30 protein-coding genes are annotated in these 26,841 nt (G+C 60.0%); 1 reads left to right on the forward strand and 29 read right to left on the reverse strand.

The window, feature by feature from the left end:
* Positions 1 to 408 precede the first annotated feature (408 nt).
* The 9 genes from BKX93_RS04760 to BKX93_RS04800 all read right to left on the reverse strand — a co-directional run bounded on the left by BKX93_RS04760 (position 409) and on the right by BKX93_RS04800 (position 10,945).
* Entirely contained in the window at positions 409 to 855 is a 447-nt protein-coding gene (locus tag BKX93_RS04760) for a CHAP domain-containing protein (protein WP_046168287.1), read from the reverse strand.
* A gap of 67 nt (positions 856 to 922) precedes the next feature.
* Positions 923 to 1,219: a phage holin family protein gene (locus BKX93_RS04765; protein WP_046158868.1), complete on the reverse strand. Its 297-nt coding sequence runs from the start codon at positions 1,217 to 1,219 to the stop codon at positions 923 to 925.
* A 28-nt stretch (positions 1,220 to 1,247) separates the two neighbouring features.
* Positions 1,248 to 1,724: a hypothetical protein gene (locus BKX93_RS04770; RefSeq protein ID WP_046158867.1), complete on the reverse strand. Its 477-nt coding sequence runs from the start codon at positions 1,722 to 1,724 to the stop codon at positions 1,248 to 1,250.
* Positions 1,721 to 4,738: a pyocin knob domain-containing S74 family peptidase gene (locus tag BKX93_RS04775; RefSeq protein ID WP_145929267.1), complete on the reverse strand. Its 3,018-nt coding sequence runs from the start codon at positions 4,736 to 4,738 to the stop codon at positions 1,721 to 1,723. Before BKX93_RS04775 ends, BKX93_RS04770 begins: the two co-directional genes overlap by 4 nt.
* Positions 4,739 to 4,790: 52 nt before the next feature.
* A complete protein-coding gene (locus BKX93_RS04780; RefSeq protein ID WP_046168285.1) occupies positions 4,791 to 5,531 on the reverse strand; it encodes a hypothetical protein in 741 nt (246 codons plus the stop codon).
* Entirely contained in the window at positions 5,528 to 5,830 is a 303-nt protein-coding gene (locus BKX93_RS04785) for a hypothetical protein (protein WP_070978948.1), read from the reverse strand. Before BKX93_RS04785 ends, BKX93_RS04780 begins: the two co-directional genes overlap by 4 nt.
* Positions 5,827 to 9,672, reverse strand: coding sequence for a TipJ family phage tail tip protein (gene gpJ, locus BKX93_RS04790; RefSeq protein WP_070978949.1), 3,846 nt, complete (start codon positions 9,670 to 9,672; stop codon positions 5,827 to 5,829). The genes BKX93_RS04785 and gpJ overlap by 4 nt, the downstream gene beginning before the upstream one ends.
* Before the next feature lie 14 nt (positions 9,673 to 9,686).
* Positions 9,687 to 10,250 (reverse strand): tail assembly protein, encoded by a 564-nt coding sequence (locus BKX93_RS04795; RefSeq protein ID WP_070978951.1) that lies wholly within the window; start codon positions 10,248 to 10,250, stop codon positions 9,687 to 9,689.
* Positions 10,247 to 10,945, reverse strand: a complete 699-nt coding sequence (locus BKX93_RS04800; RefSeq protein ID WP_070978953.1) for a C40 family peptidase — start codon at positions 10,943 to 10,945, stop codon at positions 10,247 to 10,249. Before BKX93_RS04800 ends, BKX93_RS04795 begins: the two co-directional genes overlap by 4 nt.
* Before the next feature lie 179 nt (positions 10,946 to 11,124).
* Between BKX93_RS04800 and BKX93_RS24525 the strand changes: the two genes are divergently transcribed.
* A complete protein-coding gene (locus tag BKX93_RS24525; protein WP_145929268.1) occupies positions 11,125 to 13,185 on the forward strand; it encodes an OmpA family protein in 2,061 nt (686 codons plus the stop codon).
* Positions 13,186 to 13,406: 221 nt separating this feature from the next.
* Here the strand turns inward: BKX93_RS24525 and BKX93_RS24530 are convergent, their stop codons facing one another.
* The 20 genes from BKX93_RS24530 to BKX93_RS25885 form a co-directional block, all read right to left on the reverse strand.
* Positions 13,407 to 13,736, reverse strand: a complete 330-nt coding sequence (locus tag BKX93_RS24530) for a hypothetical protein (protein ID WP_144408877.1) — start codon at positions 13,734 to 13,736, stop codon at positions 13,407 to 13,409.
* A 55-nt stretch (positions 13,737 to 13,791) separates the two neighbouring features.
* Positions 13,792 to 14,376 (reverse strand): porin family protein, encoded by a 585-nt coding sequence (locus BKX93_RS04805; RefSeq protein ID WP_186009492.1) that lies wholly within the window; start codon positions 14,374 to 14,376, stop codon positions 13,792 to 13,794.
* Positions 14,377 to 14,567: 191 nt separating this feature from the next.
* Complete coding sequence (locus BKX93_RS04810) at positions 14,568 to 15,260, reverse strand: phage minor tail protein L (protein ID WP_070978957.1); 693 nt, start codon at positions 15,258 to 15,260, stop codon at positions 14,568 to 14,570.
* Complete coding sequence (locus BKX93_RS04815) at positions 15,261 to 15,602, reverse strand: phage tail protein (protein WP_046157790.1); 342 nt, start codon at positions 15,600 to 15,602, stop codon at positions 15,261 to 15,263. It lies immediately after the preceding gene.
* 1 nt (position 15,603) lies between these two features.
* On the reverse strand, positions 15,604 to 18,270 hold the full coding sequence (locus BKX93_RS04820; protein WP_070978959.1) for a tape measure protein: 2,667 nt from the start codon (positions 18,268 to 18,270) through the stop codon (positions 15,604 to 15,606).
* The gene (locus BKX93_RS23590; RefSeq protein WP_052729322.1) at positions 18,271 to 18,609 is read right to left on the reverse strand and encodes a DUF1799 domain-containing protein; all 339 of its coding nucleotides are present in this window, start codon (positions 18,607 to 18,609) and stop codon (positions 18,271 to 18,273) included.
* An 8-nt stretch (positions 18,610 to 18,617) separates the two neighbouring features.
* A complete protein-coding gene (locus BKX93_RS25475; protein WP_046157774.1) occupies positions 18,618 to 18,998 on the reverse strand; it encodes a hypothetical protein in 381 nt (126 codons plus the stop codon).
* A gap of 228 nt (positions 18,999 to 19,226) precedes the next feature.
* On the reverse strand, positions 19,227 to 20,153 hold the full coding sequence (locus BKX93_RS04835) for a phage tail tube protein (RefSeq protein ID WP_070978960.1): 927 nt from the start codon (positions 20,151 to 20,153) through the stop codon (positions 19,227 to 19,229).
* Between the two features lie 82 nt (positions 20,154 to 20,235).
* A complete protein-coding gene (locus BKX93_RS04840; RefSeq protein WP_070978962.1) occupies positions 20,236 to 20,643 on the reverse strand; it encodes a hypothetical protein in 408 nt (135 codons plus the stop codon).
* Positions 20,644 to 20,695: 52 nt separating this feature from the next.
* Positions 20,696 to 21,094, reverse strand: coding sequence for a hypothetical protein (locus BKX93_RS04845; RefSeq protein WP_070978964.1), 399 nt, complete (start codon positions 21,092 to 21,094; stop codon positions 20,696 to 20,698).
* Positions 21,095 to 21,187: 93 nt separating this feature from the next.
* Positions 21,188 to 21,556, reverse strand: coding sequence for a tail completion protein gp17 (gene gp17, locus BKX93_RS04850; protein WP_046168274.1), 369 nt, complete (start codon positions 21,554 to 21,556; stop codon positions 21,188 to 21,190).
* Between the two features lie 8 nt (positions 21,557 to 21,564).
* Positions 21,565 to 22,038, reverse strand: coding sequence for an HK97-gp10 family putative phage morphogenesis protein (locus tag BKX93_RS04855; protein ID WP_070978965.1), 474 nt, complete (start codon positions 22,036 to 22,038; stop codon positions 21,565 to 21,567).
* Positions 22,025 to 22,345 (reverse strand): phage head completion protein, encoded by a 321-nt coding sequence (locus BKX93_RS04860; protein WP_046157769.1) that lies wholly within the window; start codon positions 22,343 to 22,345, stop codon positions 22,025 to 22,027. The genes BKX93_RS04855 and BKX93_RS04860 overlap by 14 nt, the downstream gene beginning before the upstream one ends.
* Complete coding sequence (locus tag BKX93_RS04865) at positions 22,342 to 22,923, reverse strand: head-tail connector protein (RefSeq protein WP_070978967.1); 582 nt, start codon at positions 22,921 to 22,923, stop codon at positions 22,342 to 22,344. Before BKX93_RS04865 ends, BKX93_RS04860 begins: the two co-directional genes overlap by 4 nt.
* Positions 22,923 to 23,126 (reverse strand): hypothetical protein, encoded by a 204-nt coding sequence (locus BKX93_RS04870; protein WP_070978968.1) that lies wholly within the window; start codon positions 23,124 to 23,126, stop codon positions 22,923 to 22,925. Before BKX93_RS04870 ends, BKX93_RS04865 begins: the two co-directional genes overlap by 1 nt.
* Before the next feature lie 52 nt (positions 23,127 to 23,178).
* The gene (locus BKX93_RS04875; protein WP_070978970.1) at positions 23,179 to 24,498 is read right to left on the reverse strand and encodes a phage major capsid protein; all 1,320 of its coding nucleotides are present in this window, start codon (positions 24,496 to 24,498) and stop codon (positions 23,179 to 23,181) included.
* Positions 24,499 to 24,583: 85 nt separating this feature from the next.
* The gene (locus BKX93_RS04880) at positions 24,584 to 25,540 is read right to left on the reverse strand and encodes a S49 family peptidase (RefSeq protein ID WP_186009493.1); all 957 of its coding nucleotides are present in this window, start codon (positions 25,538 to 25,540) and stop codon (positions 24,584 to 24,586) included.
* The gene (locus BKX93_RS25040) at positions 25,537 to 25,689 is read right to left on the reverse strand and encodes a hypothetical protein (RefSeq protein WP_166441387.1); all 153 of its coding nucleotides are present in this window, start codon (positions 25,687 to 25,689) and stop codon (positions 25,537 to 25,539) included. Before BKX93_RS25040 ends, BKX93_RS04880 begins: the two co-directional genes overlap by 4 nt.
* A 57-nt stretch (positions 25,690 to 25,746) precedes the next feature.
* Positions 25,747 to 26,580 (reverse strand): DNA cytosine methyltransferase, encoded by an 834-nt coding sequence (locus tag BKX93_RS04885; protein WP_083340449.1) that lies wholly within the window; start codon positions 26,578 to 26,580, stop codon positions 25,747 to 25,749.
* Entirely contained in the window at positions 26,577 to 26,699 is a 123-nt protein-coding gene (locus tag BKX93_RS25885) for a hypothetical protein (protein WP_280513636.1), read from the reverse strand. The genes BKX93_RS04885 and BKX93_RS25885 overlap by 4 nt, the downstream gene beginning before the upstream one ends.
* Positions 26,700 to 26,841 lie beyond the last annotated feature (142 nt).

The raw sequence follows: 26,841 nt of genomic DNA on the forward strand, positions 1-26,841 counted from the left end.
CACCGTCACCGGCTCCAGCTGCGGACATGGCCTGGCCAAGTTGACCGGAAGCGGCGGCGTTGGCGGCCTCGATGGCAGCATTGAGTTCGCGCAACCTGTCAGCACCAGGGCGACAGTCAATAGGCAGAGGCTGCTTTTCCACGACATGGTTATACCTTTCTATAATTTTTGGCTGCGCCTGGCGCAGTGCGCTCAACGTGGCTTCAATCCGCTGTGATAGTGCATGTAGCCGTTCTGTCTCAGCCCGGTAGCCTTCCAGATCGGCGCGGGCCTCGGCCGCCCCTCGCCGCGCATCGGCCATTGCCCATTGCTGGCGTATCGCGTCAGCTCCCTGGCCATATGCCCACCAGACCGACCCAAGCCAGCCCAGGACAACCACAGCGCCACCAGCGGCCCGTAGACGCCCTTTCACAGTCCCACCCGCAGAAAACCCTTGCACAGCTTCGCGCTGCGCACGCGTCTGCAGACGGCGTAGCCTTCGCGCCCGCCGCTGGCGTTAGTGTTGCCCTCGATCGTCAGCAACTTGTCGCCATCCACCCTCTCAACGATGCCGGTATGCCCCAGCCCCTTGCCGAAGTCCATGATGAACACGTCGCCAGGCTTCGGCGCGCTCACGCGCAGCGCTGGGCGCTCGTTCCATTGCCGCAATACCCCGCCAGTCTTCAACAATGGATTGACGGCGCCAGTCTCATCCGCCGCGCGCTGGGCGCACCAATAGACGAACGCCATGCACCAGGCCGCAGGAAACCCGATCCCCACCGCCTGCAGGTACTGACGCACCTTCGGCCCATCGTTGGAGCCGCGCGGCTGCTCCTCAACGCCTAATTGAGTCATTGCGGCTTGCACCAATTCCATATCATCCCCTTAGAAACAACAAAGCCCGCATCTGCGGGCATTTTTAATTCACTAAACTGCGTTACTGCTAACTGCCAAATTTATTGGCCTGCTTTTTAAGCCATGCCTCCAACCACTGCGCCCCCAAGATACCCACGACTGAACCGGCACCCACCAATGCCGGCAAAGGCATATCCGGAAACCGCATCAATACCAGGCCGGCAACCGTAGAAGTCGCGCCCCCCAAAATCGCACGCCCGACAGCCAGACGGGCCGTAATTTGCTCGCCACTTACCAGCATCTTGGCCAAGGCAATAGAAGCCCCGACCACTGCCAACATGATCACAATTAAAAGTGCCGCGACCCCTTTTCCAATCTCCTGCATGACACCTCGCTGATTACATATCATCATTTCACTTGCGCCACTGGAAGGTAATCGACAAAACAGGACTCACGCCCATCAACGCATCGTCTCTCAACCTTCTAACCGTACATTGCCATTGCACCCCTACGACCGGCTCCCGGCATTCAACCACTAGCGTCTTTAATTTATCGCGCCCGTTTTGCACTCTAACTTTTGGATTAACCTTGCCGACTTGCTCCCATTGATATTTCATCGCCTCGATCCCGGCATAGCGAACGATGCAATCCACTGGATTAGACTGAAACCAGCCGCCTACTACCTTTTCCGAATAGTCTTCTATTTTCGTGAGCGCAATTTCTACCTCCACTTGCTTACCTATAAAGTCCTTTGCGGAATAGGCTCCGTTCCCGACTTTCGCTAAGCGTCGGAACTCGGCCTCGCCTGCATTTCCTGCCGCCCCCTCGGCTCGCTCAATTTCAAGATTCAGCTCCCGCGCTGAAAACGCCCCGCTGGCCGGCAACGTCATGCGGCCTCCAACTGAGCAATGCGGGCCTCCAGCCGTTCGATATGGCTCTGCTGCTCCTTCATCGCCTCCACAAACAGGCCGGCCAGATTGCCGTAAGCGACCGTCAACGTCTTGGCTTCGTCGGCCGCCTCGGTCACCGCTTCCGGCTGCACCGCCTGCACCTCTTGCGCGATCAGGCCCACCTGACGCGCGCCGGTATCCTTGCGCGTGAACGTGTAACCGTTAAGACGTTTAACCTTGTCCAGCGCGTCCGCAATCGGCTCGATGTCGGTCTTCAGTCTCCGATCCGAAAACCACCCCACATTGCCCGCCGCAGTCATGTCGCCGGTTTTGGTATCGACAAACCATCGCCACTCATCGGCCGACCAGCCACCCAGGCCGAACACGCCGTCATGGCGAAGCGCCAGCTTTACCGCCCACACACCCGGCACATGAAAAGCCATGGCGGCAGTCTGCTTGTCGCCATTCCCATTAATATTAGCGCGCACCTCTAGCGCGGCGGCTTGATCACCCTTTGCCATCGCGCAGGCCAGATTGCCCGTCAGCAACTTATTACGCGCCTCAATATTGCCTGCCGCCCGGTAGTCGTTGCCCTGCCACAGATGCGGCATATCATTGACGCCCGGGCCGCCAAGGTGAAGCACCACTTGCGCCACGGCATCATCATTGCCGCCCTTGCACACCGCCAGCGCCGCCAGTTGCCGCTGCTGGCCTTCCTGCACCGCTCGCCAAACCGTATAGGCTTGTCCACTCGACGGGCAGGCGACTTGCAGACCACCCCAGCGCGCATCTGTCGCCCAATCCTTCCAGGAACTGCCGTTCGGCTGAGACGTCAGCGGCGCGAGAAACCGCTTGTTGCCCGTTACCTGCTGATCCCCGGCCAGCGCCAACAGGTCAGCCGCTTGCAACCCGTCCACGGTATCGGCATTCAGGCCGGACCCCGGACCGTGGTTTTTGTCATGCCAGACTTTCGCCCACGCGCCCCAACGCTCGTTATAACGACTGCGGAAATACAGCTGCGTGTTGTCCGGGTGATAGGTCTGGTACTGCTGAAACGTCATGCTGCCCTGCTCTAGCACCGACAACGCGCCGGCCACTGCCCACGGGTAATTGCTGCCTGTTGACGCGTTCGCGTTGGCTCCCTGCCAGAACCAGCCGTTTTGCCGACACGTGTTCAGATCAACGTCTTTGCCCAGGGCCTGCCGATGCATCAACAGCGCGCCATCGTTGCCGGTATGCCAATGACGGTTCCAATCGCTCCACGTGCCGTTTTCAAGCCGGGCCTCGTACACCTCGCCGCCCCATGCGCGGTATGTCAGCACGCCCCATTTGTCGCTCAGATAGTTGACCGTGAACATGCCATTGCTACCGCTGCCCGGTACGCCCTTGACGCCCTTTCCGCCATCGGCCTGCGCGTGATAAAAGCCGTTCGCGCGCTTGTCGGTCAGCTCGCCGCTGCCGATGTTGCGCGCATTGCCGCCCATGCCGTAGCTGGCCAGGTCCTGCGCCTCCAGCTTCTTGGCCAGCTGGCTAGCGACGGTATCGGAGAATTTGGCGTCGTTGTTCAACGCCGCGCCCAATTCCTTCAGCGTGTTCAGCGCATCCGGCGCACTGTCCACCACCCGCGCGACGGCGGCGTCAACATAGGGCTTGTCCGCGAACTTGTTTTCCAGCAGGCCGTATGCCTGCGACCACACCCGCCCCGCGCTATCGACCTCCAGCGTTTTCTTGCTGTTGATAAAAAACGCCAGGTTCTTCGTCCCGGTCATGGGTTTGTCGCCTTCATAGTCGGCAAACAGACCCGTGTCGGCGTCATCATCAAACCCATACCCGACCGCCGACGAATCCCCCTTATCCGGGTAGCCCTTGCCGGCGCGGACGGTATCCGCCCGCGACTGGCCGACCACATCCAGCCGGCTCGGCATGCCGGCGCGGCCAATCCGCACCCGGCCGCCTTCCTGATGCAACAGGGTATCGGACCCGCTCGCGCCAATCCGATGCTGTATCGTCGCGCTGCCGTCGCCGACGTGGATATCCACCAGCGCCGGCCCCTTCGTCGTCACATTGCGGAACACCCGCAGCGACGCGCCGGACACGCCATCCAGCGGCTGCGGGTCCAGATCGATCATCGCGCCGCCGGTCGCGGCCTGCGCGAACAGCCGGCCGTTGCCGTCGCTATGCACCACATCCAGCGACACAAAGCCCTTGTCCGGCGACTTGGCCGAATTGACGCGAACCGGGTCGCCTTTGCGCGCCGCCCAGCCGGTAATTTTGCGCGCCTCCTCGACGGCCTGCGCGACATCGCTGATGGACGCCGCGCTGGCCGCCGCGGCCGTGGCGCTGTCGCCGCCTGCCTTGGCGCTAGCCGCTGCTGCGGCGGCGCTGGCGGCGGCGTTTTTCTCGCTGGTGGCGCTCGCGCCCTGGCTGGCCTTGGCGGCGTCCTGACTGCCCTTCGCTGCCGTCTGGCTGGCCTTGGCCGCCTTCTCGCTGGCCGCCGCGTTCTTCTCGCTTTCCGCTGCCGCGTTGCGCGAGGCGATCAGATCGGCGGAATTGTCCACCACCACCTTGCGCGCCGCCTCCATCGCGCCCAGGCCCTCCCTGGCCCCGCGACTGATGGCCAGCCAGGACATCACCTGTCGCCCTTCGCCCAGCTCGTCGTAAAGCACGGCCTGATCGTTGTCGGTCAACAGCACATCGCGGAAGCCGGCCAGCGTCACCATCCAGCGCCGCTGCATCTTTGCCAGCTCGGCCGCCACTTCGCCCAGCGGCGAGCCGGTGAAGTTGCGAACGATGGCGTAAGCCTGGCCAGCCGCATTGCCGCCCGCGTAAGGCGTGCGCAGCTGCAAGGCGTCGCCGCTCACCGTGGCGATTTCATATAGCCTGCCGTCCGGGCCAATCAGGATATCGCCTGCGTTTGCCTGGCCATTCCATTTCGTGTCTTGGCCGCTTACAGTCAATGCCCCTTGCTGCACACTGATCTTGCCGACCCGATACCACGCAACATCCGTTGCCATTTCATTCACCCATAAAAAAAGCCCGCCGAAGCGGGCATCAACTTGAATTCAATTACACGTACAAACTGGCATCGGTAATCATGACGGTTTGCGAAATGCAGTCCATCGCGTCGCCGCCATCCTGCCCGCCTCTTGCCAAATGACAAAAGTCAGTTCGAAACCCGCCATCCTCCAAAAATCCATTCAGTAAGTCGTAATACGAGTAATAGCCAAAATCGCTGATGTATTTGCCATTGATCGAATAACAATACGCGGCATTCGGGCTATTCCAGCGCACTGGCGTAAACGTCCCATCCGCTCGCCGGCCGGGCGTCCCACCCTTGACTTGCTTGATAATGTGGATATTGGACGGCGTATGCACCACCGCATCCATCAACACCAAATTGCGCTGATTACTGTCATAGCAAATAGAACCATCCTCGCGCCGCAGTACCATGCCCCAGCGCCCGGCAACCGTGTTCGGCGTCCGACAGAACACCAAGACTTGCGGCTGGTGATTCGGATAGACCGCCAGCGTGATTTCCCAGCGCCCCGGCCCCGCGCCCTGCACCCCGACAATGCCGGCCCAGCCGCCGGAACGGCGAATGAACGGCAACGGCTCATACGGGCAGCTGACGTAGTAACGCAGCGTATACAGCGCCTTCATGAAGTCGTACCACTGAGGCACAATGCCGCTCGGCGTTCCCGTCACCGCGTTGAATTGCGCCACGCCGGCGAAGACCAGCGAATACGTCCGGTCGCTGACGACAATGCCGCCATTGCCATTTCGGACCATGAAACCATGCTGGCTCATCGAACAGACATCACATAAAGGGTTGTCGGCGCGACGTCGCCCGTCTGCTGCCACCAACGCACGACGGGATGGCCACGGCTGTAATCCATCCCGACACCGTGCATGCGCCTGCGGCCGCCGCCAATCGTCGGCCCGTAAATCTGCGTCACCCCCAGGGCGAACCCCGCCAACTCGGGATAGGCCCGTTCGCCATTGCCGCCGCCCAGGTAAATCACATCGACCAGGCTGCTCGCCATTGAATCGGTATGCAGCATCGCCCGGCCGCCCGCATCTTTCACCATCAATCCATGACTGCTCATGCTGACAAATCCCCAATTTTGACGCGCTCGACGCCGTTTTCATCGAACACGCGAATCACCCGATTACTGATTTCCGTCCGCGCGCCGCCGTCGCCGCTGCGGATCGACACATTGCCGCCGTTGTCCACGCTGAATCGGCCGCCACCCATATTCATGTTGCCGCCACGGATCGACGCGGCGTAGAGCGCCACCTCGGCGCGCACTTCGCCCGCCGAAATCTTGCTGGCCGACATCGTGCCATCTAGGATCAGATCCCCCGCGATGCCGACCGCCGACCGGCCGCCGACACTGCCGACCGTGAACACCTGGCGCACGCCCTCGCCATCCGGTTGCGCCACATAGAACTTGTCGGCCAACACGGCGAATTCGCTGCCGTTCGCCCCGTTGTTCAGCGCCAGGCCACTGGCGAAGGTCTTGCCGTTCGCCGTGCGGGTAATCTGAACCGACCATTTCCCCATCAGGCCATCCACGCTCTTGGCCTGCTGTGTAATCGTCGCCTCGTTGTCGCCTACCCGCGTGGACATCTGATCCAGGCGCTGCGCCAGCGAGCCGCTGGAGCCGGTCGCGGCTTGCAGCTCCTGGCGCACCGTCGCCAGCCCCGAATCCGTCTTGCTGGATAGCGTCTTGATGTCGGCCGCCATCGCATCATCGGCTTTGGCCCGTGCCGTCTGCTCTTGCAACAAGCCGGCCTGCGTCGTTTGCTGGGCGGCCTCATGCTTGGCTGTCAACTGGTCCAGCCGCTTGGCCAGCGCGCCACTAGCCCCCGTCGCCGTCTGCAACTCCTGCCGCACCGTCGCCAAGCCGCTATCGGTCTTGCTGGATAGCGTCTTGATGTCGGCCGCCAGCGAATCGTCCGCCGTCGCCCGCGCCGTTTGCTCTTGCAGCAAACCCGCCTGCGTCGTCTTTTGCGCGGCCTCATGCTTGGCCGTCAGCTGGTCCAGCCGTTGCGCCAGCGAGCCGTCCGGGCCGGTCGCGGTTTTGAGTTCCTGGCGCACGGCCGCAAAGTCGGATTGCGTGCGGCTGGCCAGCGTCTTGACGTCGCTGGCGATGGCGTTGTCCGCCTCAGCCCGCGCCGTCTGCTCCTGCACCAGATCGGCCCGCGCGTCGTCCAGCTTGGCGGACAGCTCCAGCCGCGCCGTCGCCTCCTGGCGCAGCGCGGTGGCCGTGGTCTTCAGCTCTTGCTTCGCCAGCGCGCGATGCCGGGCCTGCGTGTCGCCCAACTGGTCGCTGGTCAACACCGACTGCATGGCCGCATCGATGGCCGATTCCGCCAGCTTGGCGGCGTGGTCCACCTCCGCAGTGATGTTGGCCGCTTTTTCAATCGGCTTGCGCAACTCGTCGGCCAGCTCGCTGCCGCTGATCCCGCCTTGCAATTGTTGCAGCAACAGCGACGGGTCGCGGATGGTCGCCGCATCGGCGCGGGCGCGCGGCGATACATTGCCCCACCCGTCTGTGACTTGCAGCCAATAGTAGTAATGCACGCCCAGGCCGACGCCTTGATGCGTGAAGCTGTTCGCCGGATAGGCCCGGTCGCACAACGGCGTCGGATTGCCGTCGTTGGCGTCGGTGCTGTAGAACAACTCGGCCCCGATCAGTTCAGGCACGCCGGCCGGATAACGCCAGGTCAAACTGATTTGCATCGGGCCGCCCACGGCCGACAGCGCCGGCATCGGCGGCGGCGTGGTATGGCCGCGCGCGTTGACCTTACCCAGCGCCGGGATGCTGCGCAGGCCGGTGGCCGATACGCTGGACACCCGCACTTGCCAGACGCCCGGCAACAGCCCTTCTAGCTCGGCGTGATTGGCGGATTGTTCCGGCAGCTCGCGCCAGTTGCCGTTTTCCTCGCGGTATGCGACGACATAGCCGCGCAGGTAGGGATGATTGACCGCCGGCCAATCGACTTCCAACCGCACCGCGCGGCGGCCGTCGCCGGTCAGGTAGGACACTTCGCGCAGCGCCACCGCGCCGACCGGCGGAATCTGCGACGGATCGGGCAGGGTCGATGTCGGCGGCTGCTCGATGTACAGCCCCTGCTCGATGGCCGCCCACTTGTTCGGGTTGTGCTGCAAGCCGCTAATCTCGTAGATACCTGGCTCGCGCTCGCGCTTGGACACGCAGCGCCAAATCGTCGGCTGCAGATTGGTCCCGATCAGCGCCCAGGTCGTGCCCTCCACCGGCTGCGCGGGAAACGGCGCGACCAGCTGCAGGCGATCTGTTTCGCCCGCTTTGACCACCACGCCGCGCTGTATCAGCTGGCCGTCCGGCATCGGGCATTCCAGGCTATAGGCGATGCCGGCATCCAGCATGACCGGCGCGTCCAGCGTCACCGTCTTGCCCTTCACCGCCAGCAGCCGGCCGCCCATCCGCCGCCCGGCTACCGTTGGGTCAAACACCGTGAACAACTCGCCCGGCAGCAGATCGGCCGCGTACAGGCCGGCCCCGAAGTTGACCAGCTCCGTTTCCGTCTGCGCGGTTTCCAAGATGTAGCGCCCCAGCTGCTGCGCCTGCGCGCGGCTGGTACAGCCGACCGCGACCACTTCGGCCGGCTGGTAGCCGTAGCGCGCCAGGCCCTCGGCCTCCTCGACGTACTCAATCGACCGCTTCCAGCCGTCCGCCGGATCGACAAACGACACGCTGGCCACCGTATACCGGTCCGATTGCTCAGTGCTGGTATAGGTGAAGCGTCCATCCAGCACATTGGCCGGCGCGAAGTGCTTGCCGGGCGTGTCGCCGGGAATGTCGGCGACAACGCGGATGCCGCCCGCCGACGGAATCACCTTCCCGCAGAACACCGACGCCATGTCTTGCAGCGCCTTCCAGGCGTCCGCGCCGTCGCCGTGGTAGCCGTTCATTTCGAAGCGGCGACGCATGCCGCCCGCGCCGTCGCTGACAAGCTGGTCGCACCATTGGCCGATGCGGTACAAGTCCCATTTCCACGCGCCGTCCGCCGGCAGGCAGATATTGAACCGCTCGTCGGTGGCGAAGGTGTACAAGCACCAGGCCGGATTGCTGGAATGCGCCGGCTTGAACGTGCCGTCCCATGCGCCGCTATACGTCCCGGCGGCGGGATCGTAGTTGCTCGGCACCTGCAACACCGACAGATTCCATTCGCTGGTGATTTCCGGCAGCGCGCTGAACTGCCTGGCGTCGAATGTCACCCCAAGCAAGGCATAGCCCGGATAGCTTAGTTGCAGCGGCTGCAACACCGTATAGCTATCCCATGCCGTGGCGTTGATCAGCTTTTGCGACGTGCTGTCGGGCGTCAGCCGCCGCACCCGCACTTGCCACGGCCCGCGCCCCGGCAGATCGACCCGGACGCTACGCTGGTAATTGCTGCGGGTCTTGCCCTCGATGCCGATATTGCGCACCTGTTGCCAGGCCCCGCCAGGCTGGCAAACGTCAACCGCCAGATCCACTCTTGACGGGTTCGTGTCGCCGTCGTCGTTGATCGACATCAGGCCCCGCACGGAAACGGTTACGCGAATCGCGGCGGCATCCAGATTGTCGATGTTGCGCGAAATACCCGCTTTGTCGCCGGCCTTGACCTCGACCCCGACCGCGTATTCGGTTTCGATCTCATCGAACCCGGCCATCGGCGTTTGCGCCGCCGTACCGACCCGATGTTCCACCCGCACCCGTTCGAAGTTTCGCGTGCCATCCGAATTGTCCAGCGGCACGCCGCCAAAAAAAATGGACTTGTCACCCTCGACAAGTCCACCCATTTCGCCCAGCCCCACCAGCATCAACACCCTGGCCGTGGCCAGCGATTGCAGCGAGTCCAGCGCCTCTACCGGCCGGCGCGGCTCTTTTGGCCCGCCGCCGCCGGCACCGATGATTTCCAACGCCCCCATATCCCTTACATGTCCTCTACGCTGATACCCGCCGAAATGATGATGCCGCCCGCTCGATGTCGCCCCCAGCCCCAGGGCGCCGGCACGCCCTGCGCGCTGCTGTTCGCCGCGCCGTTGAACAGGTAGGACGGCTTGCCCTGCTGCTGCTCGCTCTGCGACTGATCCAGGCGCGGAACCGGCGTCAACATCAACACCGCGCCGCTAACCATCAGGCCGATGCCCAGCGCCATCAGCTGCGTTCCGCCGAATGCCCACGTCGCCGCGCCCACCGCGATCAGCACGCTGCCCAAAATCTGGCGACTGCCGCCGGCCCCGAACACTTCGGGCATGATCAGCACATCCCCTTGCGAAACCAGCGTCAGCTCTTGCTCCGCGATGTCTCTATCCGCGACCGTCACCCGGAAAGCCAGCCCCTGCTCGTCCAGGGCGCGCAGCGTGTTGTTAAATCCGGGATGCAGCGCGTTCAGCGCCGGCACCACCTCGGCCACCGACGCCACCGACAATCGATGCTCGTGGCCGTACTGTTCGCCCAACGCGCCCCCGAGGCGAATCGTTCTAATCTCGCTCATGCGCGATACCTCGCCCGGCGCACCGTCACCCGCTGCCACCAGCCGCCATAGATATGTGTCTCTGATTGCCGGTCGCGCAGATGGTGGAGAATGCGGCCGTCGCCCAGCCAGACGGCAACATGGTTCGGCCGCTGGCCTCGTATCTGCATCAACAGCACGTCGCCGGCCTGCGGCTCGTCATCGACCCAAACAAAACCGGCGGCCTCGGCCGCCGTGCTGAACAGGTCTAGACCGCGCTCCCACCAGCCGTCAGGCTCATTCGGGCGCGGCAAGGACACGCCGCGTTCGCCCGCGTACCAGTCCCGCACCAACTCCCAGCAGTCGAACACGCCATAGCAATACGGCCGCCCCAGGTAGTCGGCCCGCCAGCCGCACGGCTCGATATGGCGGTAATCGCCGCCCGGATGGCTAACGATGTGCCACGGCAGGCCAGAGCGCTCGCACATCGCCCGATCAATGAGCGACGGCTCCGCCGTGCCGTTCGGGTGGCTGTGCCAGATGCCGGCGACCCGACCCAACTGCTCGGCCGCCGCTCGCCCGGCGGGATCAAGACGGAAGAAGTTTTGCGGATCGTCCGCCAGGTTGCGGCAGGGATAGACGCGGCCGGAATCCAGCATCAGGCCGCAAGCCTCTCTCTCGCCGGCCTGCGCCGCAAAGTCCAGCATGGCGGCGATTTGTTCGGATGTTGCAGTCATCGCTTTACCTATGAAAAAAGCCGCTTTCGCGGCTTCTAAATTTGACGATCCTCTATTGCACATCCTGAAATGCCATTATCATTGAATGCTAGCTTGCATATCACATATGTTGAGACCCTGATCTACCCATACCGAAAATGGCTCTCAATTTCACAGTGAGTATTAAAGAATTAGCTTGAATGAAAAACATGGACCCTATTCAAAAAAATACCCCACCTAAAAAGCCCATCCTCCGAAAGAGCTTGAAGTCAATAGACTTGAAGAATCATCTTTTAAAGAAAGCCATTGATGTAAAAACGCAAGAAGAGGAAAAACTGAAGGCTGAAAAAGAAAAGACTGAGAGTGAAAATAGCAAAACCAAAGAAGACAAAAGAAAAGCCATAGCAGAGTGGCTATTAGCTCACTCAAAATTATTAATTGGATTTACGACTGCCTACGGTTTTATTTTACTGCTCTTATATTGCATTTCTCAAGCGAATTTCTTCCCCTCCGGGCTGTCAATTGGCGACAGCGTACTATTACTCTTCATCGCCTTAGCATTTGGATTTATAACTTTTCTTATTGCTGGAATGGGCTTGCTAACCTTCCAGCCTTGGATATCTTACACAGCCCAAGTAGAGAAGCCCCAGAAAAACCCAACTGAAGAAAATAAAAAAGCCGAAGAAAAGAGCAATGTAGAAAAAGAAGCAATTCAAGATGAAAAGAAAAAAACTCCCACAATAACACAGCTCATAGCATATATATTTTGCACACCCTGCCGAATATGGTTAATTTGCAAAAGGGCATACAACGAATGCAGAACTTTAACAGTAGGACTGTCATGCGAGCTTGTGAAAGGCTTTTTTTGTCGAATATGGTCCTTTATTAAAAGGGTTGCTGGAGCTATCAACAAAACCCCAGAAATGCTTATCAAAGTTATTCATGCTTTTTTTGACATACGCGCTCTAGTCATTACAACACCATTCCTACTTACATTTATAACCCTCTTCACTATCTACGTTGCAGAAAATGAAATATTCCCAAGCATTACAAACTTCTTCAACAACGAACCATACCTTAACATTAAAACATGGAGCCTATTACTTGGCCCCTTCCCATTTATTGCAATCTGGACCTACATCCTAACGTCAAAGTTTAAAAAACAAAATCTAAAAGCAGATTATTTTACGTGGATTATCGTATATTTCTCATGGTACTTCATAGGAATGATACTCGTAACATCCAAGGTTCCGTGGACATTTATTGTATACATGCTATCAAGTGGCTTTATCCTTTCATTGCTGGTCTTCCTAGTTATCGATTTAAACAAATCGATAAAGCAGGGGAAAAAAGACCAAACAAACATTAAAATTGGAATCGCAATTTTTTCAACAATCCTATTGGCAATGCCTTTATTTCAATGGGCAGATGTTGGATCAAAAATACTAAACAATGGTGTAATTCAGCCTCTTGGAATTTTCCAAGAAAGGGCTGCACTATGGGTTTCAAAAACAAACCTCGAAACCTTGGAAGATGCGGCCAAACTACAAGACATCCCGCTTAGTGTATGCAAGAATCCAGACGGCTCCGCAGTAGTAACCGACCTCAGAGTCTGGTGGCATGGGATAGGCAATCGAAGCTATGTTCAGTTGCTGGGGTTTTCTGATCAAGATGAAAAGAAAATAGAACGCGAGAAGAAAAACAACTTACTGAGAAACGAGAAGCCCTACTACACATATCCGAGAGTAGAATTAAAGGCAGACGAAGCACGCTTGATTTTCTCTAAAAATGTCCGCTGCACCGAAATTAACGATGCCCTTGTATTTCCATCAGACAAAAACCAGCCTGAAGATAGCTATTCCGCAAAGAAAATGCTTGCAGAACAAATTAAGCCCTTCATAGAAATCAAGAGCACTAAAGAAAATAAAAATCTTCTAGTGAAAATAACAGCCATAGGCTACGCCGATCCCATGCCACGACCTACCGCTAGCAATGAGGCTCTAGGTCGAGAACGTGCAACCCATGCTCTACTTATGTTATGCGACAAGAACCTTTACAAGGGAATTGACAATCCCAATATCGAAATTAAATCCATGGGCGCCCGCGCCCTTGTCAAGGACTGCACATCGATCAAGGATGTGAACTTATCCAAAGAGTGCAATGCCGCAAATAGACGTGTAGACCTACGGTTTAGCTATTCCCTAGAGAAGCCTAAATCGGCTAACACTCTTGATGATTTTTGCAAAAAAAATAAGCTTTAAACGTCTCTAGTTGTAACGGCGCATTCCGGGGCAACCACCATAATTGGCCAGGTTGTCTCGGATTTTTCAGCATCACGACTATCTAGCACTTCACTCATTGTTTTATCTATAAAAAAAGACCGCAGCTGCGGTCTTTTTTAACTATTTAACTGACAATCAACATTTGCTACCAAAAAGCAGGCCATTTTCATTCCAAAACAGCAGCCTACCCAATCTGACAACTACTTATTCACCAAAGGCTTCAATGCCTCACCTCTTAATTTATAGCTCTGATTAACCTGCTCGCTTCCAAATTTCAGCATTTTATCCATGTGTTTTTCAAAATTAGAGTTCTTCTCTTCCGAAACAAATTTGCATTCCACTAGTCTCATATTCAACCACTGCTGCAATGCCATTCCACTCATAGTATTAAGGCTTGTTACTTGCTGAGCCACTGAATTAGCGACATTAACACATGCACTATATTTACTTAACGCAGCCGCATCCATTTCTGCAGCGCTAGAAGACATCGAAAACACTAACGAAACCATTCCAAACAGCACAAACCTCATTACAAACCCTTTTCAAAACATCTAAAACAAAGCCCCCCAATGGGGGGCCAAAGCATCAGAACTTGTAGCTAACACCTACTTTGAATAGGTTAGTACCCGAGGCTACACTTTCTCCAGCCACTGAGTTCATCGCGCTCTTGATGTATTCGTATTCACCACGCAGAGCAACGTTTTTTGTGATGGCATAGCTGGCGCCTATACCAATACCAGGCATTACCTTGCTCTTGCTTTCGCTTCCGCTTTCACCTCCGGCCTCTCCTTTGAGCGTGGTGTGCACATTGTTGAGACTAACTTTACCAAAAATTTCCACATCATCAGACACCGGCAGGATGCCGACCAAAGCCAATCTCTCAGCGCGCATCGGAACCGAGAAATTGGCTTTCTCATCTTCATCGCCCGCCGCGTATTGCATCTTCCCGAGATCGATATATGACAACTCTGTCGCGAAATAGGAGCCGAAGCGGTAGCCTGCACCGACTTCCCAGCTGCCGCCTGCCGCTTTGTTATCTGTGATGCCTTCTTGGCTTTTCACCTTCTCCGTGTTGTAACCCAGATTACCAAAAACGTATGCGCCGCTCTCAGCCGCGTGAGCGGTAACTGCAGACATACCCAATACAGATGCAATGATGAAATTTTTCATTCTGATTAAATTTATTGTAGGTGGAACACTCATTTTCCCCAGAAACTTTCAAACGTATGTTTTCCTTCCGTGTTCCGACTAGGCAAGTTCCGTAACAGTATGTAAGGGTGTACTTACATATATTGTTTAACATGAAGATATTGTAAAAAAATCATTCAGGCATTAGAAAAATCATGAACAAATAGAGCAATTTAACTATATCGACGCATACCAGGACACCCGCCAAAGTGCGGCAGGTTGCCCCGAATGCGGCAGCTGGCCAACCGCTTTCCACATTTATCTAAACGCGGGTCCGTCACAGGCTGTTCCCGCGCGTCGAACATCGCCACACCCTGATAGCCGCAATGCGCCCCCCGATAGACAACATGCGCCGGGCAATAGCGTGTCACCAGCACACCCGGCGCTTTCTTGCCGGCCAGGTCTAGCCCGCTGCGCAATTCGAACGTGATGGCATCGCCGTTGTCGGCCTCGCGCCGATTAATCAGCCAGGTTTCCTCCGGGTACATTTCCGGGAAGTCTGCCAGCGCCCCACCTTCGCAAAATTTGGCATGCGTCACCCGTCGCACCAGCTGCCAGCCGACAAGGCCCTGATGCTGCATTACCAGCGCCGTGAAAATCCCCCGCACCTCTCGCCCATCCGACAGCGTCGCGACATTGCCGATAGACAGCTTCGGGCGCGGTGCGCCTTTCTGGCTGCTTTCAAATCCCTTGGCCTCGATGGCCCACGCCTCGTAAGCTAACCCTTGGAATGTCACCGCCTGGCCGTTGCCGCTGGCGGTAAACCGCATCGCCGGCACCGACACGCCAGGCGGCGGCCGCAGCTCAAACAGCTGCACAATCGCGTTCGGAACTAGCTTTTGCTTTTCCGCGTGTATCACGCCCATTTATTCCCCCGGATCGAAAACCTGTTCAAACGTCACCGCGACTACCTCATCTCCGGCCGCCAGATATGAGCGGTCCCACTCACTACAGCGGAACTTGGCCCGCGCCGCGCCGGGGTAGGTGAACCAGAACCAGCGCGCGCCGGCATGGCGCATTAAGAACGCCTCAATCGCATCCGCTTCGGCCTGGCTAACTGCGAAAGACAGCTTGCGCACGCGCGGCATACTGTTGATGCCGTCGGGCACCCGCTGGCCATAGCCATCGCCAAACCGGGCTTCCTTCACTCGCGCCCGGATTGACGACGCACCACCAAACAACGGCGTCCAGCTAAAAACCTCCGCCACATTACCCCCTGACAAAATCGTAAATCTGGCCGTCAGGTCTCATCGATTCGGCCAACTTGTTTTCTACTACGCGTTCAACCAGAACAAGAATTTCCCGGCCGCCGTCTGCGCCCTGCCGCTCCTCTGTTCGCGCCGTCGCACCTGGCGCAAGGTTGTTGATGATTACCTTCACCGGCTGAGCCGGCGCAGCGCCCCCGGCGGCGGGCGCGTTGACGCGGGTTAGAAAGTCCTTCAGATCGGCATTCGTCCGGCGATCTATTACGCGCTCGCCCTTGTCGAGCAACCACGTCCCTTCACGTGGGATAGTGTCGATACCGTCGTGCGCCATCCCCGACAAGTTCGTGCTGCTGATCGTGGACACCAGGCCGGCCGTAGACGACACCACCGACGCCATCGCGCCCATGTTCGCGGGCCAGGGCGCGCTTGCCGCAGCCGTTGCAATGGCTTGCTGAATTTTGATGATGGCGTCCGCAACGGCAAACGCCTTGCTCATGGCGAACATGGCGCGGTATATGCCGGATTGCTTGCCTTTGAAGCCAGCGGCCAAACCGGCCAGCCCATCAAACAGCTGACTGGAACTCGACAGCATCGCGGATGCGCGGTTGCGCTCAAGATTCAGTAGATCCGCATTCAACTGCTCTTGATTGCGTTTGATGTAGCCCGCGCGCTCGGTCTCTGTCAGCGTGGTCGCTTCCATGATCAGCCGATGCCGGTTTTCGTACTGGTCGCGTAACTGCTGGTCTTCGGACTGCAGCCCGATCCCCTGCCGCTCGCTACTGCGAAGCGCCTCGGTCGCCCGTTCATGCCGCTTGTCCTCGGCCGCGCCAAATTTGCCTTTCTCCTCCTGCGAAAGATTGCCGTTGTATTCGATATCGACTTTGCGTTGACCATGCTCGCGCTGCAGGCGCTCGGCGGCGTTGTCGTACTCGCCGCCGCGTAGTCGCTGGGCCGTGTCGCGCTGCTGCGCCTCGTAGCGCTCGACATCCCGGTTCAGCTCGTCTAGGAAGCGTTTGTTTTCCGCGCGCAACTGGCGCATCGCGTCCAACTCAGCCGCCATGGCCAACAGCCTTTGCTGGCTCGCCGCGCCCCACCCTGCATACTTGCCTTCCAAAATCTCAAAGCGCATGCGTTCAGCAGCTGACAGCTTTTCGACACCCATCAGCTCACGCTGCATCGCATCGATTGCGGCATCCTCTCTCCGGCCCTGCGCGCCGGCCCGCTTGCGCTCGGCGGCCTGCTTCTTGTCGAAGTCGTCGCGCAGCTTGCCGACGGCGGTTTGGTGCGCTCTCTCTGCCTGCAGATACGCCTTGCTACCTTTTTGCAGCTCGGCCACGATCGACTTAAACGCTTCCTCCTCTTTCTTGACGCGCTTGTCGTATTGCTCCCGGTCGCTCAGCCGGCTATCGTCTTCGGCGTATTTCTTCGCGCGGGCCTCGGCATCCTTGCGCGCCGCGTCCGCCGCTTCCCTGGCTTTTTGCGCCGCGCCGGCATCCTTCGATACCACCTTTGCCCGCTTCTCCAGCTCGGCCAGCTCCGACCGCATCGCAACCAGGCCCGCCCGCTTTTGTTCCAGCGTCTGCGAAAACGACCATTCATACAGATTGGCTTCGCCATCCTTGATCCGCTCCTTCAGCTGAGCCGCCCTGGCGTTGTCGCTCGATGCGTCGTAGTGCAGCGCGTTGACCGGATTCAGGAAGCGCAGCGCGGCACCGCCGGCCGCCTGCGCCTGTCCCCAGAACCCCGCCCCCTCTTTCCGGGCCTGGCGCATCGACTCTGCAACATCGTCGAAAGCGTCCGTCAAAATGGCCAACTGGCCAGAAATGAAGGACGCGACGCCCGATTGCGCGACCTCGGTTTTCATCGCTTCCCAAGAATTGACGAAATTGGCGCTGGCCTTTTGCGCCTCGCCGCCGAAAGCCGCCGCGTCCGCGCTCATGCGCTTCAGCTCGGCGGCGAACTTAGGCAGGAAGTCGGCGGCCAGCAGCTGGCCGGATTCCAGCATCTTGCTGAATTCGCCCGTTGTGACGCCAAGCGCGCGCGCCGCTGCCTGCGTTGCCACCGGCAAATGCTCGGCCAGCTGGCCCCGGAACTCCTCCGCCGATACCACGCCCTTGCCGGACATCTGGACCAGGGCCAACATCGCCCCCTGCGCCGTTTCTGCCGACAGGCCGAAGGCGCTGGCGGCCGTGGCCAGCGAGTCGAACACCTGGCGCGCATACGGCGCCAGCGGCGTCCCCTTCACTGCGCCGGCAAACTGCGCATAGGACGCTGACGCCTGGCCAAAGTCCGCCCCCAGCTCGGCCGCCAATTGACGCAGCCAGGCGATATCCGAAGCAATCGCCCGTAGGTCGCCGCCGCTGGCGTAAAACAGCGATTTCTGCAGCCGCTCGCTGGCGATCTGCGCACCATTCAGTGCCTGTACAACGGAAAGAACGCTGTCTTTCATCGCCTGCAGCGAAAGCGCTGCAGCAGCAAACAGCCCACCTTGCGAAAGCATCGCCGCGCTGGACGCCATGCTTTCGAGTGCCTTGCCTGCCCGCTTGCTGTCGCGCTCGATGTTGGCGGCGGCGTCCTCCACCGCCTTCTTACCCGCAGCCATATCGCTTTGCAGCTGGCCGACGCGCGCTTCCAGATTGATTACCAGCGAGCCAACGTTTTGCGCCGCCATTTACCCCCCTTTCCCCGACATCAGGCGTAGCGCCTCCCGCTCCATCGCCTGCAGCGCATCAAACAACCCGCTATCCAACGCCTCCCCACAGCGGGTCTCGACCACCGGCAGCGCGGCATAGTCCAGCCCATACGCCCCGACCGGGCCGACCCGCCATTGCGTTTGCATCGCGCTCCAAACCCGCCACGCCGGCAAGCCTTCGGCCAGCAGCTCGAAAGCCTCTGGCGCTGCTTCGGCCGGCAGCAGCGCATCCACCTGATCCGCCGGCACGCCGGCATCCAGCAGCGCGCGGCGGTTTTCCGACTGCGTGGCGGCGCGCTCCCCAAATTGCCAGCGCACCGCCTCTATCAGTTTTTTCTGACGGCGCCGCCGAATCGCAGCTCGTGGACGGCGCGCTGCAGCGCGGCATTCACGGCCGGCCCATCGACTGACAACAGCGCGACCTCCAGCGCCGCCAGGGACAACGGCACCGGCTGGCCATCCGGGCCGCATACGCCGTCCCAGGCCGTGAAGGTTTCGGCGTACAACCGCGCATTCTGGCGATAGATGGCCGACAGGTCGGCGGCCTCGTCCGCGCCAGCATGGCGCTGAAACAGCTCGTCCCAGGCCGGTTGCGACAACAGCCGGCCCGTCAGATGGATGGTGATGACGCGTTCGGTGCCGGACTCTGCGCGCGCATGGATTTCGGCCGGCACTCGCGCCAGACCGTCGTTTTTGATGATGAACATGCATACCTTTCACCAGGGCCAGAAAATCAGAACCGCCGCAACAACCGCCCTGACACGCAACGCAAAAGCGAGTGCTGCACCGATATCGACAGGGAACGAAAGCTCGATAACACAACCCCGGATGGAAAACTTGAATTGAAAATTTCTCGACATGACTGGTCCTTTGTTTGAAAAGCCCAGTCACTATTGCAGCCCCTAGCTGGTGGAATAAGGGGTGGATTTAGACGGTTAGCGCACCGTCAGCCTGAATTCGTCGTCGCCATTGGTTGGCAGCAGCGATAGTTGCAGCGTGGTCATGCTGATGTTGTCGCTGTCGCCGTAGTCGGCGTTACCGATGCTAACGGTTGCATCTAGCTGGATGATGTTGCCTTTCGCCTTGCCGTGAACCAGTGACAGCGGGCTGTTCATCACGCGCCGCGCCAAGCCGAACCAGTCGCGTTCGGCAATGCGGGTGGACTCGATTTGCAGGGAAGCCGTCGGCTTGCGGCCAGTAATCAGCACCCGTTCAGTACCGCCGGGCAAACTCCTGTGCTTGACCTCGTTGGCGATATCAATCGACAGGCTTTGCACGGCCGGGCTGAAGCCGAAAACTTGCAGACTGGCGACATTGGCGGCATCGAACGGCATGGGCGTCTGAAACGGCGTCAGCTTCAAGGCCGGCGCCACCTCATCGACAATGCCGCCATGGACGCCGGTAAACACGAATTTCATGCGCGGTAGCGCTTTGTTCTGCAGATCGAAGGACACCGTGCCGCGCGCGCCCGTCAGCTTGTGCTGAACGCCGTCCAGGTTGTAGTAAATGGTCAATGACTCATGGCCGGTGGAAACCGGCGCATAGCTCACCGCATCCTTGTCGATGGCCTCGACAAAACCGCAGCCCTTCAACAGCACGCCCCAGGCCGGCGCCGTGCCACGCGTCCCCGATCCGGCCAGCTCGACCTCGAATTCCGCCTTCATCCGTACCCCGGTCACAACCGATTCGGCATTGCCGAAGTAGGGCCGGACCACATTGCGCTCTGCCTTGTCGCTCTCGAATGGCGTGATTTTCGGGTTGGCGACCAGGATCGCGTTCGCGTCGCCTGTCGGTACGGCATCGATACCCTCTTGGCTTTCCACTTTGGCGACAATGGCCACCCGCTTACTGTTCAGCGGCATAAATCAGATCCCCCAAAACGCAAAAAAGCCCGCCGAAGCGAGCCAGAACATTTTCAATTTCCAATTAGTGTTCATTGGAAATTCACATCTCCCCTTCCCTGCGCCGGTACGTCAGCAGGTACTGCGCGCGGCAGACACCCAGCGCGGGGTTTTCCTCGTCGTAGTCCCAATCGATCATCCCTTGCTGCAGGTCTTGCAGACTGTACAGCGAGTCATGCAAAGCCAGATGCGCCGCCGTCAGCACGCCATCGCAGGCCGCATGCGGTTCATCGCCATCGGCCTGAATTTCCAACTCCACCGACAATTGCCGGTACTCGTAACCGACCGGACTGCCGGACAGCGGCGCGTCGCGCAGCTGATGCAGCACGATGGCCGGAAACTCGCCGAAACTGTAACCGCGCTCAAGGTCGCGGCTGACGCGATCCTCTGCCGGCGTCGCACCCTTCAACGCTTTCTCTATTGCCCGCATCAGGGCTTCAATCTTGCTCATATATCCCTTGAATAAAAAAAGCCCCGCATCGCGGGGCAATTTTTATACTCATTTACTTTCTATATCGGAACAAACAGACCTGCTCTATGCCTGCCTCTAATAAAGCACGCCTCAAAAAAGTGCTGGAATCATAAAACACATCTTGATCGCTAGGTCTTTTACCAATCAGATAATACGCCGCCTCCTGCGCCTGCACCCAGTTCCTTCTTGGCTCCCATACGCCATCAGGATAGACACTTACAACTGAAGGCTGCAAATCCGCATAATGATGCAGTGTGATTCGATCAAACTTCGCCATGTGTATAGCAACGGCAAAGTCCAGGTAAACCCCAAACAATCCGCTTACCGAAACTTGCTCTCGAAAGATACTTATATTCGGATACGTTTTATCAACATGAATCGGCCTTGTCATGAGCACCCCTGACAACACCTCTTCCAGCACCTCTTCCATAACCCCCCCCGGCAAGTGAATTAACTTCTCAAAATGCCTCCCCCGAGATAATACAAATTAAGGCATAAAAATAAAATTACATTATCGAAGTCGTTATGCCTCTTTCCAGTATATACGCCAAGTCGTGGCCACTATATGCGGAATTCCGTCTCCAATATCTTGTGATGACTCTTCCAATGCGTCGTAAACCAGCACCCCGCCGGCCCGGCCGCGCCAGCGCTCCAGGCGGCGCCGGATCACCCAGGCCACCGCATAGGCGGCGTCATAGTCCGGCGCGACGATGGACAGCTGTACCAGGCTGCGCACGCGGCCGGATGGCCGGCGCGCGATCTGCTGCCGCTTCTCGTCCAGCACCTGATAGGCAATCGCCGGCAAAACCGGCTCGTCCGGCAGATGCACCGGAAACACCCGATCCCCGACCAGGGCGGCCACTTCCGGCGCTGCCAGCAGTTCCACCAGCACCGCCCCTATCAACTCGACAACTCCCCGCTAATCAGCGCGCCGCGCACTTCATCCGCCACCGCGTCCAAGGCGCGCGGCAACTTGTCGGCGGCAGGCCGCATAAATGGATAGGGCGGGACAAATTGCCCCGCCCCTTTCAAGATTTCCCGCGTCGCGGCGCGTCTTCGTTCCCCGCCTGCAATCTTTTGCCCCCTCCCTCGTTTGATGTGGCCATATTCCAGATAACGGCCGTACCAAGCGCGCGACCGCAAGCCGACTTTGTAGGCGACCGCGCCGCGCTGGCCGCTGCCGCGCGAACTGGCAACCGTGATGGATTTGGCCAACACACCGGATCGACGCCGCACCCGGCGGCGGGCCTCGTCGCGCACCAGGGCGGCCCCCTTGCGCAGCCCGCGCCGTAAAATCTTGCGCTGCAGCTTGCGCGGCACCGCGTCCAAATGGCGCATCACCAGATCCAGGCCGTGAACCTCAACCGTTGCCATCGTCCGTCCTCAGCATCAGCACCAGATAGCCCCGGTCCTTGTGCGGCTCGATGGTTTTGACCTTCAGCGGCAGACCGTCCACCCACGCCCGCCACCCCTGCGCCACCAGCCGGCGCCGGATGGTGGCGCGCACGCTGCAGCCGGTTTGCTCGGCGAGCGCGGCCGTATAGGTCCGCGCGCCCAGGTAATCCACTTTGGCGTGCACCGGCTTCGGCTCACTCCAGCTGTCCCGCACCGCGCCGGACGGCTGGCGCGACTTGATGGGCTGGCTGAGCCGGATGCGGCTGTTCAGCATGCTGGCGTTCATAGCGGGCTTTCCGTCGGCCGGTAATGGGCAATCAGGCTGTCCACCAGGCTGTCAGGCAACGCCACCACGCTGCCGGCGCTGACTTCCTCGCGGTAGGCGTACAACGTGGCCACACGGAAGCGCAGCCACTGCCGCACATCCTCGGGCACGTCCGGCCCGGCCTCGGCAAAGCCGGCGCGGTAAACGATGGCAATCGCCCCCGGCACCGGGTCCACCGCCGGCCAGCCCTGCAACGGCTTGATGCACAAGCGCCGCTCGCCGCGCTCGATGTGGAAGGCGTCCAGCGGCAGCGGCTGGCGCTGTCCTTGCTGCAGCGCCTCAATGGCGACCACCTCGCGCCCGCCCGCAATGTCCAGATACAACCAGGGCAGGCCCGGCCAGGCGTCCAGCGTCTCGCGGCATTCGGCCAGCAGCAGCGGCCCGCCGATTCGCGCCTCGGCGCTGGCCACGGCCGCACGCTCAATCATCTGCAGCAGCGCGTCGTCGTCGGTCAAATCGGCATCAATCCGGCACTGCTCCCGCACTTCGTCCAGCGTCAGCACCGCCGCCGGGCTGCGCCGGATCACCTCGGCGGCCATTACTCGCCGCCTGGCTGCGCCTTGGCCTTGCTCTTGGCCGCCGGCTTGGTTTCGACCGGCGCCGGCTCGCCCTCGTCGTCTGCGCCCTCCAAGGCGGCCACGCCACGCGCAATCAGTTCATCGACGCGGGCCTGTCCCTCAAATCCAGCCACATCGCCCGGCGTATAAATGCCGTATGGCGCGGTAAACCTCACTGCAATCATGCTGTACCCCTCAAATGCAAAAAGGCCCGCCGTAGCGAGCCTTGAACCGTGCTTACTTGCCCCACTTGATGCCGACGCCGACCGCAATCGACTCTTGGTGGCGCGGGCCAAAATCATGCTTGGCGATCACGCGGATAAGCGTCTGGTCGCGCTGGAAGGCGCTTACCATCTGGCCGTCGGTATCCTTGTAAGTGGCTTCCTTGGAAAAATCGATTACCAAGGACTGGTCTTCACCGATGAAGCAATCCCCGAAGTCAGCGAAATACAGTTCCGACTCGTCGCCATCCTTGCCCAGGTTGTTCGGGATTTGCGTCGTCACGCCGACCGGGTAGCCCTTCAGCGTTCGATTGGCCAACTCCGGATAGACCTTGCTGCCCTTCATGTCCTTCAGGCCCTCCAGGAAACGGAAAGTCCTCGGAGACATCACCCAGCCCGGCGACACCATATTGGCGTCCGCGCCTTCCAGCGACAGAATCAGCTTGTTCAGGAAGTTTTCCAGCACCTGCAGCGCGGTCGCATCGATGGCGCTCAGCTCCGGCGCGGTAAACACGCTATTGGCCAAGGCCCAATGACGCAGGCCCTTGGGCAGGTTGCCGCTGCCGTCGTCGCGCAGAAACGCCTTGTCCTCGCGCGCGCCGACCGACGATGTCAGATCATCAACAATCAGCTGATCGACGTTCGGGCTGATGCCGGCATTGCTCAGCAAGTCATTGCTGATCGGCACCAGGGCCGACATCTTTTTGCTCGACAACTTCAGGTCATCGAACTTCACGCCGGTTACGGGCGCGTCGCTGTCAGAGCCGATATAGCCGACCGTCGCCCCGCCTCGCAGACGCGGAATCGTCAAATTGCCGTTGTTCAGCGGCAGCGAGCGCGCGCCCAGCTTGCGTACCACGGTTTTAGGACGCAGCAGCTCGATCACTTCGCGCGCCATATTGGTTGGCACCAGCACGCCGCCAGCGGACGGCGACCCGGTATTGAGCGCCGCCGCCACCTCCTGGCCATAACCGCGTTCATCCGCGATATTGGCGGCCTCGCGGTAATTGCCCTGCGCCTCGATCAGCGCCGCCGCCATGCGCGCCATGCCGCCGCCCTTCACGGTCGGCGCGGCCGGCGTCGCGTGGATCGGCGCCGCGCCAGCGCGCGGGCCTTGCGAGCTGTCCACCGGCTGCGCCGTGGCGGCTGTCATGCGCTCGGCGGCTTCAGCGCGGGCGATCTTGGCCCCGATGTCGTCAAACTCTTTTTGCATCGCGTCGATGCTGGCCACCTGTTCAGCGTTCAGCGCGGCGCCGGTCGCCTCCAGGGCGGCCAGCTGGTTCACAGCGGCGGACAGATCGGCACGGCGTTTTTTCAACTCAAGCACTACGGACATCCAGACTCCAGACGTAAAAAAGCCGCTGGAAGCGGCTGAAATGAAAAACGCGCCCGAAGGCGCGGTATGTTGGGTTTGTGTTGGGTTACAGCTGGGCGGCCATCGCCATCGCGGCGGCGGTCGCGCGCCGGGAAGACGCAAGCGGCGGCGGCCGGCTCGCGGCCACCTCGGCAGCCATCCGATTGATTGCCAATTGCTGGCTTTCCACCCGGTCGGCTAGGCCGACAAGCACGGCCTCAGTGCCGAAGAACAGCCCGGCATCGGTCGCCTTGACCGCAGCGACGGAAAGACCGCGGTTGTTTGCCACCACCCCGGCGAACTTGTCGTAATAGGCGTCCATGCGCTTTTCGACCGCCGCGCGAGCGTCGTCCGACAACGGCGCATCGCTGGCCATGTCGTTTTTGCGCGCGCCCCGGTAAAACGTGGTGACAGCTACGCCAGAGCTGGCCAGCTGCTGGCTGAAGTCGGCATGCTTCATGATCACCCCGATAGACCCCACCCCCGACGATTCGGACAGCGTGATATCGCTGCAGGCGCAGGCGATGGCGTAGGCGGCGGAAAACGCGTTGAAATGCACCAGGGCGTGAATCGGCTTGACCGCCTTGGCCGCCTCGATGTCGGCCACCAGCTCGAAACAGCCGACCACCGCGCCGCCAGGGCTATCCAGCTCCAGCACCATGGCGCTAACACGCGGATCGTTCAGGCCCGCTTGTATCTGGCTGCGGATGCCTTCATAGCTGGTTTGCGTGGCGCACAAATTGACGGACGCTTCGCGCGCCACCAACAGCCCTTGCACCGGGATCACCAGCAGGCCCGTTTGCTGCGCCGACTGCATCCGCTGTTCCGCCAGGCTGGCCATCGACGCCCGGCCGCCGTCATCGCGCCAGGCGGCAGGCTGCAGCGCGGCGGCGACGTGGACGCCCAGCTGGCGCAACTCGACGCCGGCCCGCTCCCCGGCCCAAGCCACCGCCTCATGCAGCACGTCCGGCAATACCATGTGCGGCTGATTCATCAGCTGCGACAGCAGAAATTGCCCCCTCACTGGCCAGCCTTTACCGACGGCGTGGCCAGCTGCGGCAACGAGGCCGCCACCGGATGGCGCGACAATGCGCCGATCAGCACGGCCGCCAGCAGGCTGCCGCCCTGGCCGCCGATCACGGCCGCCGGCGGCGTGTAGTTGGAAACGTTCATGTGTTGTCTCTCTCTTTCTGATCCTTGCGGGCTGCAAGGCTCTTTTCGCAGGTAGGGCTAGGCAGCTTTTGGCCCCAGGCAGGCCCATGCTGCCGCTGCCACGCGCGGAACTTGCCCATTGCCAAGGGCTTTAATCCGGTCCATCCGATGGGCCAACCCATCAACCACTCGACCCATTCCGGGTTCAGCTGGCCATGGTCCGAAGCCATCACCGCATGGTCTAGCCGGTCCCTTTCTCGGCTGGCGCCGGTCTTCCGGATCAGCGAGCCGGGCGACGTCCCCTTGCTGGCGCAGGCGGTCGGCGTTGGCCACAGCTTCACTTGTGCGCTCAGCCTCGGCTCCCCCCGGCTGTTCCACTTGCCCGCCGCTCGCTCTATCGCGTCGTCCGCGACCACGGTTTGCCACTGCGGCGAGCCAGATCCGATCCCGCTTATGGGGCGCTCCAAGGTCGGATGCTGATAGACAAGTCCATTCCGCATCGAACCCCATTTCGGCAAGATCACCGACGACCAAGGCCAAACCTCTTCCCACAAGCAAAGGTGAGTTTTCCAGCAAGACGAATCGGGGCTGTACTTCACCGATAATTCTTGCCATTTCGGCCCATAGTCCCGACCGCTCGCCCTTGATGCCGGCGCCCCGTCCTGCGGCGCTGATGTCTTGGCAAGGAAAACCGCCCGATACCACGTCAACAAGTCCCGCCCACGGTCTTCCGTCAAAACTGCACACGTCAGACCAAATTGGGAAAGGCGCGAGGCATCCATCGGTTTGTCGTTGCGCCAAAACTTGTGCGGCGTAGGCATCACGCTCAACGGCGCAGACGGTGCGCCATCCCAACAGATGGCCACCGAGTATTCCGCCACCAGCCCCGCCGAAAAGAGCCAGCTCATTCATTCGGCTCCCCAGCCGCTTACCGGGTCTTCCAAATCCATCACGTCGCGGCGGCCCTCCTTCACCGCCTCGATGATTTGCTCGCCGGTTTCCCGCGCCAGTTCCGAGTCAATTGGCTGCATGCCTTACCTTCCCGCATAAAAAAACCCGCCTTGCGGCGGGTCGGTTTAAAAATTACGGGTCAATAATACAACTTGAAAAAACAAACAATATCATATGATTAATATTGATTTTCTGGCACCCGCTCACAAATGTTTTCTATTC

This window comes from Chromobacterium vaccinii (assembly GCF_001855275.1).
Classification (GTDB): domain Bacteria; phylum Pseudomonadota; class Gammaproteobacteria; order Burkholderiales; family Chromobacteriaceae; genus Chromobacterium; species Chromobacterium vaccinii.